Annotated in this window: 13 protein-coding genes; 6 read left to right on the top strand and 7 right to left on the bottom strand. The window is 56.0% G+C overall.

Annotated elements, in window-relative coordinates; translation table 11 throughout:
* Positions 1-43 precede the first annotated feature (43 nt).
* From pfkA to IM267_RS06590, 4 genes are all read left to right on the top strand, one after another.
* A complete protein-coding gene (pfkA, locus tag IM267_RS06605) occupies positions 44-1,006 on the top strand; it encodes a 6-phosphofructokinase (protein ID WP_003862009.1) in 963 nt (320 codons plus the stop codon).
* Between the two features lie 213 nt (positions 1,007-1,219).
* Positions 1,220-2,209, top strand: a complete 990-nt coding sequence (locus tag IM267_RS06600) for a sulfate ABC transporter substrate-binding protein (RefSeq protein ID WP_063865454.1) — start codon at positions 1,220-1,222, stop codon at positions 2,207-2,209.
* Between the two features lie 111 nt (positions 2,210-2,320).
* The gene (locus IM267_RS06595; protein ID WP_063449712.1) at positions 2,321-3,064 is read left to right on the top strand and encodes a CDP-diacylglycerol diphosphatase; all 744 of its coding nucleotides are present in this window, start codon (positions 2,321-2,323) and stop codon (positions 3,062-3,064) included.
* A 73-nt stretch (positions 3,065-3,137) separates the two neighbouring features.
* Positions 3,138-4,442: an SLC13 family permease gene (locus IM267_RS06590; protein ID WP_193033035.1), complete on the top strand. Its 1,305-nt coding sequence runs from the start codon at positions 3,138-3,140 to the stop codon at positions 4,440-4,442.
* Between the two features lie 81 nt (positions 4,443-4,523).
* Here IM267_RS06590 and tpiA read toward each other — a convergent pair whose 3' ends face one another.
* Together tpiA and IM267_RS06580 are read right to left on the bottom strand one after the other, a co-directional pair.
* Entirely contained in the window at positions 4,524-5,291 is a 768-nt protein-coding gene (gene tpiA / locus IM267_RS06585; RefSeq protein ID WP_006808674.1) for a triose-phosphate isomerase, read from the bottom strand.
* Between the two features lie 111 nt (positions 5,292-5,402).
* Complete coding sequence (locus IM267_RS06580; RefSeq protein WP_063449715.1) at positions 5,403-5,999, bottom strand: DUF1454 family protein; 597 nt, start codon at positions 5,997-5,999, stop codon at positions 5,403-5,405.
* Between the two features lie 112 nt (positions 6,000-6,111).
* On the opposite strand from IM267_RS06580, the gene IM267_RS06575 reads away from it, so the two are divergent.
* Positions 6,112-6,531 carry a DUF805 domain-containing protein gene (locus tag IM267_RS06575; protein WP_063865457.1) on the top strand — a complete coding sequence of 140 codons (420 nt, stop codon included), beginning with the start codon at positions 6,112-6,114 and terminating at the stop codon, positions 6,529-6,531.
* On the opposite strand, the gene fpr is transcribed toward IM267_RS06575, so the two are convergent.
* The 4 genes from fpr to IM267_RS06555 all read right to left on the bottom strand — a co-directional run bounded on the left by fpr (position 6,532) and on the right by IM267_RS06555 (position 10,884).
* The gene (gene fpr, locus IM267_RS06570; RefSeq protein WP_107534223.1) at positions 6,532-7,278 is read right to left on the bottom strand and encodes a ferredoxin--NADP(+) reductase; all 747 of its coding nucleotides are present in this window, start codon (positions 7,276-7,278) and stop codon (positions 6,532-6,534) included.
* A gap of 96 nt (positions 7,279-7,374) precedes the next feature.
* Entirely contained in the window at positions 7,375-8,385 is a 1,011-nt protein-coding gene (gene glpX, locus IM267_RS06565) for a class II fructose-bisphosphatase (protein ID WP_193033034.1), read from the bottom strand.
* Positions 8,386-8,508: 123 nt separating this feature from the next.
* The gene (gene glpK / locus IM267_RS06560; RefSeq protein ID WP_063449719.1) at positions 8,509-10,017 is read right to left on the bottom strand and encodes a glycerol kinase GlpK; all 1,509 of its coding nucleotides are present in this window, start codon (positions 10,015-10,017) and stop codon (positions 8,509-8,511) included.
* Positions 10,018-10,038: 21 nt separating this feature from the next.
* Entirely contained in the window at positions 10,039-10,884 is an 846-nt protein-coding gene (locus tag IM267_RS06555) for an MIP/aquaporin family protein (RefSeq protein WP_063865458.1), read from the bottom strand.
* A gap of 399 nt (positions 10,885-11,283) precedes the next feature.
* Here IM267_RS06555 and zapB point away from each other — a divergent pair, with 399 nt between their 5' ends.
* Positions 11,284-11,523 carry a septal ring assembly protein ZapB gene (gene zapB / locus IM267_RS06550; protein ID WP_022649799.1) on the top strand — a complete coding sequence of 80 codons (240 nt, stop codon included), beginning with the start codon at positions 11,284-11,286 and terminating at the stop codon, positions 11,521-11,523.
* Between the two features lie 75 nt (positions 11,524-11,598).
* Here zapB and IM267_RS06545 read toward each other — a convergent pair whose 3' ends face one another.
* Positions 11,599-12,282 (bottom strand): hypothetical protein, encoded by a 684-nt coding sequence (locus IM267_RS06545; RefSeq protein WP_193033033.1) that lies wholly within the window; start codon positions 12,280-12,282, stop codon positions 11,599-11,601.
* Positions 12,283-12,335 lie beyond the last annotated feature (53 nt).

The following is a 12,335-nucleotide window of genomic DNA, read 5'->3' as shown; positions in this document are numbered from 1 at the left end:
GGCAGCAGATTTCAATTTTGCATTCCTAAGTTCAGAGGTAGTCATGATTAAGAAAATCGGTGTGTTGACAAGCGGCGGTGATGCGCCGGGCATGAACGCGGCAATCCGTGGGGTTGTCCGTGCAGCGCTGACGGAAGGTCTGGAAGTTTTTGGTATCTATGACGGTTACCTGGGCCTGTATGAAGACCGCATGGTTCAGCTGGACCGCTACAGCGTGTCTGACATGATCAACCGTGGCGGTACTTTCCTCGGTTCTGCGCGCTTCCCGGAATTCCGTGACGAACACATCCGCGAAGTGGCTATCGAAAACATGAAAAAACGCGGCCTGGACGCGCTGGTGGTTATCGGCGGCGACGGCTCGTACATGGGTGCAAAACGTCTGACGGAAATGGGCTTCCCGTGCATCGGCCTGCCTGGCACCATCGACAACGACATTAAAGGCACCGACTACACCATCGGTTACTTCACCGCGCTGGGTACCGTTGTGGAAGCGATTGACCGCCTGCGTGACACCTCTTCCTCTCACCAGCGTATTTCCATCGTTGAAGTGATGGGCCGTTACTGCGGTGACCTGACCCTGGCGGCGGCAATTGCCGGTGGCTGTGAGTTCGTGGTGGTTCCGGAAGTGGAATTCAGCCGTGAAGATCTGGTCGCTGAGATCAAAGCCGGTATCGCGAAAGGTAAGAAACACGCGATCGTTGCCATCACCGAGCACATCTGTGACGTTGACGAACTGGCGAAGTACATCGAAACCGAAACCAAACGCGAAACCCGCGCGACCGTACTGGGTCACATTCAGCGCGGCGGTTCCCCGGGCCCATACGACCGTATCCTGGCGTCCCGCATGGGTGCGTACGCGATTGAGCTGCTGCTTCAGGGCCACGGCGGCCGCTGCGTCGGTATTCAGAACGAGAAACTGGTTCACCATGACATCATTGACGCCATTGAAAACATGAAGCGTCCGTTCAAAGGTGACTGGCTGGACTGCGCGAAAAAACTGTACTGATTCGCTGTGTTTGTTATGCCCGGTGGCGCTGCGCTTACCGGGCCTGCGTAGCGACAAATGTAGGCCGGGTAAGGCGAAGCCGCCACCCGGCTTTTTTATGCCTCTCCATTTTATATTCCTCCACGTTATAGCCAATCTTTTTTTATTCTTTAATCATCGGTTAGCTTTCTGGCACGCTGCATTCATCAAAACACTGCATAAGAGAGCTGGGCGATGAAGAAATGGGGCGTGGGGTTAACATTATTGCTGGCATCGACCAGCGTTCTGGCAAAGGACATTCAGTTACTGAACGTGTCGTACGACCCGACGCGTGAGCTGTACGACCAGTACAACAAAGCTTTTGCGGCGCACTGGAAACAGGAAACCGGCGATAACGTGGTGGTTCGCCAGTCTCACGGCGGTTCCGGTAAGCAGGCGACATCGGTGATCAACGGCATTGAAGCTGATGTGGTTACCCTGGCGCTGGCTTACGACGTGGACGCTATTGCGGAGCGCGGCCGTATCGACAAAAACTGGATCAAACGCCTGCCGGACAACTCTGCACCCTACACCTCGACCATCGTCTTCCTGGTGCGTAAAGGCAACCCGAAACAGATTAAGGACTGGAACGACCTGGTGAAACCGGGCGTGTCGGTCATCACGCCGAACCCGAAAAGCTCCGGCGGCGCACGCTGGAACTACCTGGCGGCCTGGGGCTACGCGCTGCACCACAACAACGGTGACCAGGCGAAAGCACAGGAATTCGTGAAAGCGCTGTTCAAAAACGTCGAGGTGCTGGACTCCGGCGCGCGCGGTGCAACCAATACCTTCGTTGAGCGCGGCATCGGCGACGTGCTGATCGCCTGGGAAAACGAAGCCCTGCTGGCAACCCACGAGCTGGGTAAAGACAAGTTTGAAATCGTGACCCCGAGCGAATCCATCCTCGCTGAACCGACCGTCTCCGTAGTCGATAAGGTTGTTGATAAGAAAGGGACCAAAGCGGTGGCGGAAGCCTACCTGAAGTACCTTTACTCGCCGGAAGGTCAGGAAATTGCGGCGAAAAACTTCTATCGCCCGCGCGATGAGGCCATCGCGAAGCAATACGAGAACGCCTTCCCGAAACTGAAGCTGTTTACGATCGACGATGTTTTTGGCGGCTGGACCAAAGCGCAGAAAGAGCACTTCTCCAGCGGCGGCACCTTCGACCAAATCAGCAAGCGCTAGGCGTTTCATAAAGCACGACACGGTAACCCGGTGTGAGAAATCCGCCGGGTTTTTTATTTGGTCATCATTTTGCGTTACTCTTTTGCCTTTACTGAAAACAGGGAACGCGTTGTGAAAAAAATTATCTTACTGATTCTGATCGTTATCGCCCTTGCCGCAGGCGGCGTGTATTGGATGAAAGCGGGTAATCCGAATGCGTTGCGCCATATCGTGCTCGACCAGTGTGTGCCCAACCAGCTGCAAAACCGTAACCCGGCGCCGTGTGCGCAGGTGAAGCCGGACGCTGGCTACGTGGTGTTTAAAGACCGCAACGGGCCGCTGCAATACCTCCTGATGCCCACGTACCGTATTAACGGCACCGAAAGCCCGCTGCTGACTGAACCTCAGACGCCGAATTTCTTCTGGCTGGCGTGGCAGTCGCGTAACTTTATGAGCATGAAGCGGGGCGCCGACGTGCCTGACAGCGCCATTTCGCTGACCATCAACTCCCCGACCGGGCGCACGCAAAACCATTTCCATATCCACATCTCCTGCCTGCGCCCGGACGTGCGCGAGAAGCTGAACGCGGCTCAGGGGCAAATCAGCACCCAGTGGCTACCTTTTCCAGGCGGGCTGGAAGGGCATGAGTACCTTGCCCGTCGGGTAACGGAGAACGAACTGGTGCAGCGCAGCCCGTTTATGATGCTGGCGGAAGAGCTGCCGGAAGCCCGCGACCATATGGGACGCTTCGCGCTGGCGATGGCGCAGCAGTCGGACGGCTCGTTTGTACTGCTGGCGACGGAGCGTAATCTGCTGACCTTTAACCGCGCGTCGGCTGAGGAATTACAGGATCATCAATGCGATATCCTGAAGTGACCCCACCATAAATAGCGTTTACTCGCCCTGCCTGTCGCCGTAGACTTGCTGAAAAATTCTACAGGAGACAGGCATGTCGCTCTGGTTAACGCATCCTCTGCTGCTTCCCTCGCTGATCGTCGGCGTCACCATCGTGCTGTGGGCGACGTCGCTGTTGCCAGAATTTATTACCGCGCTGCTGTTCTTCACGGCGGCGATGACCGCCAGAATCGCCCCGCCGGAGGCGATCTTCGGCGGCTTTGCCTCGTCGGCTTTCTGGCTGGTGTTCAGCGGTTTTGTGCTCGGCGTGGCGATCCGGAAAACCGGCCTGGCGGACAGGGCGGCCCGGGCGCTGTCGGCAAAGCTTACCGACTCCTGGGTGCTGATGGTGGCAAGCGTTGTGCTCCTGAGCTATGCCCTGGCGTTCGTCATGCCCTCAAACATGGGGCGTATTGCGCTGCTGATGCCAATTGTTGCCGCAATGGCGAAGCGGGCCGGCATTCCTGATGGCTCGCGGGCGTGGTTTGGCCTGGCGCTTGCCGTAGGCTTTGGCACGTTCCAGCTTTCGGCCACCATCCTGCCCGCCAACGTTCCCAACCTGGTGATGAGCGGCGCGGCGGAAGGTTCATACGGTATCCACCTCAATTATGTCCCTTATTTGCTGCTGCACACGCCGGTGCTGGGCATTCTCAAAGGCCTGATTCTGATTGGCCTGATCTGCTGGCTGTTCCCCGGCAGCCCGAAACCGGCGAAGGATCTGGCGCCATCGGAACCGATGGGGCGTGACGAAAAACGGCTCGCCTGGCTGCTGGCGGCGGTGCTGGTGATGTGGGTGACGGAGAGCTGGCACGGCGTGGGACCGGCGTGGACGGGGCTGGCAGCCTCGGTCATCGTCATGCTGCCGCGCATTGGTTTTATCACCGGCGAGGAGTTCTCCGCCGGGGTGAATATGCGTACCTGTATCTACGTCGCGGGTATTCTCGGGCTGGCGATTACGGTGACGCAAACCGGTATTGGAGCGGCAGTGGGGGAGGCGTTGCTGCATATCATGCCGCTGGATGCAGACAAACCGTTTACCAGCTTCCTGGCGCTGACGGGGATCACCACGGCGCTCAACTTCATTATGACCGCCAACGGCGTTCCGGCGCTGTACACCACGCTGGCGCAGAGCTTCTCGGACGCGACCGGCTTCCCGCTGCTGTCGGTGATCATGATTCAGGTGCTGGGGTATTCCACGCCGCTGCTGCCGTATCAGGCGTCGCCGATTGTGGTGGCGATGGGCTTAGGGAAAGTGCCTGCGAAGGCGGGGATGGTGCTCTGCCTGGCGCTGGCGATAGCAACCTATCTGGTGCTGCTGCCGCTGGATTATCTGTGGTTTAGCCTGCTGGGACGGCTGTAAAAAAGCCCGGTGGCGCTGACGCTTACCGGGCCTACAGAACCGTAGGGCGGGTTAGCGAAGCGCCACCCGCCACAAAGGCAATTACGCCTGCTTAGCCGCTTCTGCTGCTTTAACGATCACCGCGAAAGCGTCAGCCTTCAGGGATGCGCCGCCAACCAGCGCGCCGTCGATGTCTGGCTGGGTGAACAGCTCAGCAGCGTTGGATGCGTTAACGGAACCGCCGTACTGGATGATCACTTGCTCAGCCACTTTCGCGTCTGCTTTCGCAATGTGGTCACGGATGAACTTGTGCACCGCCTGAGCCTGCGCAGGAGTTGCAGATTTGCCGGTACCGATCGCCCAGACTGGCTCGTAAGCGATAACCGCGCCTTCGAACGCTGCCGCGCCCTGCGTTTTCAGCACGGCGTCGATCTGACGCGCGCATACTTCTTCGGTTTTGCCCGCTTCGTTTTCTGCTTCGGTTTCACCGATGCACAGCACCGGGATCAGACCCTGCTCTTTCAGCACGGCGAATTTCTTCGCGATGAACTCGTCAGATTCTTTGTGGTAGGTGCGACGCTCGGAGTGGCCGATGATGATGTATTTCGCGCCGATGTCTTTCAGCATTTCAGCGGAGGTTTCACCGGTGAATGCGCCGGACAGGTTAACGTCAACGTTCTGCGCGCCCAGCACGATGTGGCTGCCGTCAGCGGCACGTTTAGCCAGATCCAGGTACATATCCGGCGGAGCGATAGCAACCGCGCAGCCGGTCACGCCAGCCAGCTCTTTACGCAGGTTAGCAACCAGTTCGTTTACCATGTGGCGGCTGCCGTTCAGTTTCCAGTTACCCATCACTAAAGGATGTCGCATTTCAATTCTCCACGCTCAATAAGCGAATTAAGGAATATGGCCACCCTTAAGGGCAGCATGGTCTGTGAATCAGTATAGAGATTTTCCCTCGAAAGGCTTTGCTTTTTGTCATTAATTCGCCCCCTCAAGTGCGTCTGATAACGCCAGCTTAATCGGTTCAACCGCGAAGGTCAGCCCCTTTTCGCCGTTGTCTGCGACGACGTAGCGAACGGCGCCTTCCGTATCGGCGTAATAGCGTTTGTTTTTCCCGGCGGTAAGCAGTTTTTGCAGCTTTTGCTGGCTTTGCGCTTTGGTGAAGGTGGGGGTAAAGGCGCGCAGGATGGCGCTCATGTACTCCAGCGCTTTCGCTTTCGCCGCTTTCTGCTCTGGCCCCTGAATCGGCAGCCAGGTGATCTGCATACTTTTGATTTTTAACGTTCCGCGCTCAAGGGCAGTGGATGCATACAGATTCTCGTTAATTTTGCTGGCGGCGCGGGTCAGGGTCGGCGTATCGCGGGCACCGTCAATCGCACGGAACTCCCCCAGCGCAAGCGAGGGGTTTTCTTTGTTGAAGGCCTCGCGGAACTGGCTGATAGATTGATCGAAAGAGGGGGCGCCCGCCAGAAGATAGGGCGCGGTGACCGGGGAGGCCGTTTCCGCAGCGAACAGGGGGAAACTGGCGCTCAGCATCGCTAAACACAAATAAAGAGAGTGTGCCGAACTTTTCATCAACATTGCCCCTGGCCGTCATTGCCCATGATTAAAACGATATCTGGTTGGCTTGTCAAAAGGTCACAACTCCAGGGTAAAATGCGGGCTAAACAATAATAAGGAACCTTACATGACCATACAGCAGTGGCTGTTTTCATTCAAAGGGCGTATTGGACGCCGTGACTTCTGGATCTGGATGGCTGCGTGGGTTATCGCCATGCTGCTTCTGTTTTTCGTTGCCTACAACGCCTGGCTGAGCACGCAAACCGCGGCGTTTGCGCTGGTCTGTTTGCTGTGGCCAACCGCCGCCGTGGTGGTGAAGCGTCTGCACGATCGTGGCCGCTCCGGCGCATGGGCTTTCCTGATTATTCTGGCGTGGATGCTGGTGGCGGGAAACTGGGCGATGCTGCCCTCCATCCTCCCGTGGGTAGTGGGCAGACTGCTGCCGACGGTTATCTTTGTGATGATGGTTGTCGAATTGGGCGCGTTTATCGGCACCCAGAGCGAGAACAAATACGGAAAAGATACCCTTGAGGTGAAGTACCGCTGATCACCAGTAGTGTTCAGCGGTCATGTGGCCCGGCCGGCGGCGAAGGTGCTTCGTCATCTGCCGGGTATCCTTCAGCAGCTGCTGCGTATCGCGCACCATCTGCGGGTTACCGCACAGCATCACGTGGCTGGTGTCGGTATTCATCGGTAAACCCACTGCCTCTTCCAGCGCGCCGCTTTCAATCAGCGCCGGAACGCGGCCGGTTAACGAGCCGGCTGCGGTTTCGCGGCTGACCACCGTCTGAATCTTTAATTTCCCGCCGTAACGCTGTTCCAGCGCCTGCATCTGCGGCAAATAGCTCAGGTCGGCGGCGTAACGCGCGGCGTGGACCAGCACGATGTTCTTAAAGCGCTCCAGGTCTTTGCCGTACTCCAGGATGGAGAGATAAGGGCCGATGGCCGTACCGGTCGCCAGCATCCAGAGCGTTTCACAATCCGGAATTTCATCCAGCACAAAGAAGCCTGCCGCGTCGCTGACAATCTGCACCTCATCGCCCGGTTTCAGCGCAGCAAGGCGCGGGCTGAGCTTGCCGTCCGGAACGGTGACCAGGTAGAACTCGAGATCCGGGTTATCAGGCGCGTTAACGTAAGAGTAGGCGCGCTGTACGCGTTCACCGTCGATATCCAGCCCGAGCTTGGCAAACTGCCCGGCGGTAAACGGATGAACGGGCGCGTGCAGCGTGAGGCTAAATAGCGCATCGGTCCAGAACTGTACCTTTGTGACTTTACCTGTTACCCAGTCCGCCATGATCTTCTCCTGTGCTGTGTCTCTCTTCTATCTTCCGTACTTGTGGGAAACATTTCCAGCCCATTCGGGCCGGAAAGCTCTATCGATCAAACGGTTTTACAGAATGTGCGTCTGCACGTCCGGGTCTTTGCGATCGAGATAATGAATGGACTGAATGCGGCGAATGGTGCGGGATTTACCGCGGATCAGCAGGGTTTCGGTGGTGGCCATGTTGCCCTTGCGGGTGATGCCGTCCAGCAGATCGCCTTTGGTGATGCCGGTCGCTGAGAAGACCACGTTATCGCTGCGGGCCATATCGCTCAGGGCGAGCACTTTATTGGCTTCGATGCCCATCGCGGCACAGCGCGCCAGCTCGTCTTCACCGATGCGGCGGTTCTCGTCGCTGTCGCCTTTAACCTCATGGCGTGGCAGCAGGCGCGCCTGCATATCACCGTCCAGCGCGCGGATCACTGCCGCAGAGACCACGCCTTCCGGCGCGCCGCCGATGCCGTAAAGCACGTCGACTTCGCTGTCCGGCATGCAGGTCAGAATAGAGGCGGCAACGTCGCCATCCGGAATGGCAAACACGCGCACGCCGAGTGCTTGCAGATAAGAGATGGTGGCGTCGTGGCGCGGTTTCGCCAGAATGGTCACGGTGAGTTCGTTGAGCGGTTTACCCAGCGCTGCTGCGATATTGCGCAGGTTGGCGTCCAGCGGCAGGCTGAGGTCGATAGCGCCTTTCGCGCCAGGGCCGACAATCAGCTTTTCCATGTACATGTCCGGCGCGTTGAGGAAGCAGCCTTTATCGCCCACGGCCAGCACCGCCAGCGCATTGGCCTGGCCCATCGCCGTCATGCGCGTGCCTTCAATCGGGTCGACCGCAATATCTACCGCATCGCCTTTGCCGGTTCCGACTTTTTCACCGATGTAGAGCATCGGCGCTTCGTCGATTTCGCCTTCGCCAATGACGATAGTGCCGTTGATATTGACCTGATTAAGCACAATGCGCATGGCATGGACGGCTGCGCCGTCTGCGGTATTTTTGTCGCCACGACCCAGCCACTTATAGCCTGCAAGGGCGGCAGCTTCGGTGACGCGGGAAAACTCGATAGCAAGTTCACGTTTCATGAGGTACTCGTACAATCAAAAGGAATTGCACGAAGTTTATCACAGAGTGGAGAGGGGCGAGGGGACCGGTGCGGTCGATGCCCCTCACCCTAACCCTCTCCCCAGAGGAGAGGGAATATAGGCTTACTCGTCGTGTTCTTCCCATGCCAGGGCACGTTTCACCGCTTTCTTCCATCCGCTGTAGCGGTAGTTGCGCTCGGTGGTTTCGATCCCAGGACGGAATTCGCGTTCGATGACTGCTTTTTCCTGAAGCTCATCGAGGTTTTGCCAGAAGCCAACCGCCAGGCCTGCCAGATACGCTGCACCAAGCGCCGTCACTTCTCGCACCTCAGGACGCTCAACGCGGGTGCCCAGAATGTCGGACTGGAACTGCATCAGGAAGTTGTTGGCCACCGCGCCGCCGTCCACGCGCAGGGCGTGCAGACGAATGCCGGAGTCAGCCTGCATCGCTTCCAGCACGTCGCGCGTCTGGTAGGCGATGGATTCCAGGGTCGCACGGATGATGTGGTTTGAGTTTACACCACGCGTCAGGCCGAAAATCGCGCCGCGGGCATACGGATCCCAGTACGGTGCGCCCAGACCGGTAAAAGCGGGCACCACGTATACGCCGTTGGTGTCTTTCACCTTAGTCGCAAAGTATTCGGAGTCAAACGCATCGCTGATCAGCTTCATCTCGTCGCGCAGCCACTGAATGGACGCGCCCGCCATGAATACCGCCCCTTCCAGGGCATAGTTCACCTCACCGCGTGGGCCGCAGGCGATGGTGGTCAGCAGACCGTTTTCTGATTTCACCGCTTTCTCACCGGTGTTCATCAGCATAAAGCAGCCGGTACCGTACGTGTTCTTCGCCATCCCTTCCTTAACGCACAGCTGGCCGAACAGCGCCGCCTGCTGGTCACCGGCGATACCGGCGATAGGAATACGCGTGCCGCCTTTACCGCCGATGTTGGTCTGGCCGTACACTTCTGAAGATTTACGCACCTGTGGCAGCATGGCGCGCGGAATGTCCAGCGCGTCCAGCATCTTGTCATCCCACTCCAGGGTGTTGATGTTGAACAGCATGGTGCGCGAGGCGTTGGTGTAGTCGGTGACGTGAACGCGTCCCTGAGTCATCTTCCAGATAAGCCAGGTATCGACGGTGCCGAACAGCAACTCGCCGCGTCGTGCGCGCTCGCGTGAACCTTCCACATGGTCGAGGATCCACTTCACTTTGGTGCCGGAGAAATAGGGGTCAATGACCAGACCGGTTGCGCTGCGGATGTACTCTTCCATCCCGTCGCGCTTCAGCTTTTCGCAGATCTCTGACGTGCGGCGGCACTGCCAGACAATAGCATTGTAGATTGGCTTACCGGTTTCGCGCTCCCAGACAACGGTGGTTTCACGCTGGTTGGTGATACCGATAGCGGCAATCTCGTCAGAACTGATGTCGGCTTTTGCCAGCACTTCCACCAGCGTGGAGCTTTGTGACGCCCAGATCTCCATTGGGTCGTGTTCTACCCAGCCTGGACGCGGATAAATTTGCTCAAATTCGCGTTGAGACACGCTGACAATGTTCGCGTCGTGATCCATTACGACAGCGCGGGAGCTGGTAGTGCCCTGGTCGAGCGCAACGATATATTTTTTTTCGGTCATGGTATGTGTCCCGTAGTCAGATTACAGCGAAGCTTTTTGTTGTGCGGTGGAAGTCGTCTCTTTTTCCTCTTCCACACAGGTGTCGCACGGTAAGTGGCGACCAATTAATTTGCGATAGCCAAATGCGCCCAGCGCCGCCCCTACGATTGGCCCGAACAGCGGAACCAGGAAGTAAGGAATGTCCTTGCCGCCAGTGAAGGCGACGTCGCCCCATCCGGCAAAGAAGGCGAAGGTTTTTGGGCCCAGGTCGCGCGCCGGGTTCATCGCAAAGCCGGTCAGCGGCCCCATCGACGCGCCGATAACCGCAATCAGCAGGCCAATCAGCAGCGGCGCCAGCGGGCCGCGCGGAATGCCGTTTCCGTCGTCGCCCAGCGCCATAATGACGCCCATCAGAATAGCGGTAATCACCATTTCAACTGCGAACGCCTGCACAAAATTAATATGCGGATTCGGATACGTTGAGAAAATGCCCGCCAGATCCAGACTTTCGACACTACCACGCACCATGTGGTGCGTCTGCTCGAAGTCGCTGAAAAGATTGTAATAAAGCCCGTAAACTAACGCCGCTGCGCAAAAGGCGCCGGCAAATTGTGAAATGATGAAAGGGACAACTTTGCGTCCGTCAAAGCACGCGAACAGCCACAATGCGATGGTCACCGCCGGGTTAAGATGTGCGCCGGAAACGCCTGCGGTCAGGTAGATGGCCATCGCCACGCCCAGACCCCAGATAATACTGATTTCCCACTGACCAAAACTGGCACCCGCCACTTTCAGTGCAGCGACACAGCCTACTCCGAAGAATATCAACAACCCGGTACCCAGAAACTCGGCAATGCACTGGCCTTTTAAGGTTGATGTCTGACTCATAATCGGAATCCTGCAAAAGAGTAATGTTTATTGTTTGCGTGACCGCCCGTGACAGTCACGGTGTCCTGTAGACACAGTGTTAATTTATCGTTAACGAGCACAAACGAGAAATATCGAAATCGAAATGTGTGGTCTGTGTCAATAAAATGAGCGTTTTCGCGCCATAAAGCGCGTTTTTGCAACAGATAATGATTGTGGGCTGAATCATTTCTTTAACTTATGGGTTAACAACTTAGGGGTATATGCGGCGAACGCACCAGGACGAGGCCGAAAAGTGTTGCAAACCGCGATCTGCGTGGCATGCCGCTGGACAGGGGCGACGGCGCTCCATACAATCGGAACATATGTTGTGCGCGTTTATCTTAAAGCGTCGCCTTGCAATTCAGGAGAGGTAGGATCATGTCTTTAGAAGTGTTTGAGAAACTGGAATCGAAAGTACAGCAGGCGATTGACACCATCACGCTGCTGCAAATGGAAATTGAAGAGCTGAAAGAGAAGAACAACTCCCTGTCTCAGGAAGTTCAGAACGCTCAGCACAGCCGCGAAGAACTGGAGCGCGAAAACAACCAGCTGCGCGAACAGCAGAACGGCTGGCAGGATCGCTTGCAGGCGCTGCTGGGACGTATGGAAGAGGTTTAATATTCGTTTCTTCAATGAGTTTAAGTTAACAAGCCATCATGCTCTATGATGGCTTTTTTTGTTAAGCGTCAGGGATTATTCCTTTTTTAAAGACGCGATCATATTGGATGCTGCATCAGGGTATAATTTTAGATATTGTGGCGTCATTCTTAATTGTAATAAATAGGTTTTCTCTTTGTCTTTCAGAAAGACAAAATAAATCCTGTCTGGACTGTCTTTGATCCGGTTTGAAATGTAGTAGATACACTCCAGATGTTCAACATAGCAGCCTTGACTTTCATGATGAGGAATATCTTCTTCCGTCGTCGGGAGGCCCAACGCAAGCGAAATAAATTCTTCATGGGAAAAGTTATCAAGAATATCGACAGGCAGGGTCATCATTTTGCTCAAGGCTAACGCATCACCATTTCTTGAAATAAGCATTTTATCCTCGACCTTCCACGTTTTGTCCGGCAAGGTTATAGAAACGTGTTGCTCGGGAAAGATGTAGGTCCACGGGGTCGTTATTTTATAAACGCCACGAATAGTAGAAAGGATTAAAAAGGCGACCAGGCCGCAGATAAGATAACGCAACCTGATGCTGGTTGTGTTATGGGCGAAGTAAATAATCCCTGCGATAATTATCAGAAAGACTAATAAAATAATGCTAGCTAATATAATTGCGTAAGTAGAGAGGGATATAAACCATAATCCGACACCGAGGAAAGCGAACAGCAGTGTGGTCCCATAAATAATGAGCGTTGCCGATGAGTCACGCATAAACATCCTTGTTGAAATAAAGGGGGAAAATTCCCCCTTTATCTTACAGGAAT

Origin of the sequence: Enterobacter cloacae complex sp. P15RS (assembly GCF_014895905.1) — a bacterium.
GTDB classification, from domain to species: Bacteria; Pseudomonadota; Gammaproteobacteria; order Enterobacterales; family Enterobacteriaceae; genus Enterobacter; species Enterobacter quasihormaechei.
Note: the sequence above shows the minus strand (reverse complement) of the source record. Positions and strands in the feature narration are given on the sequence as shown.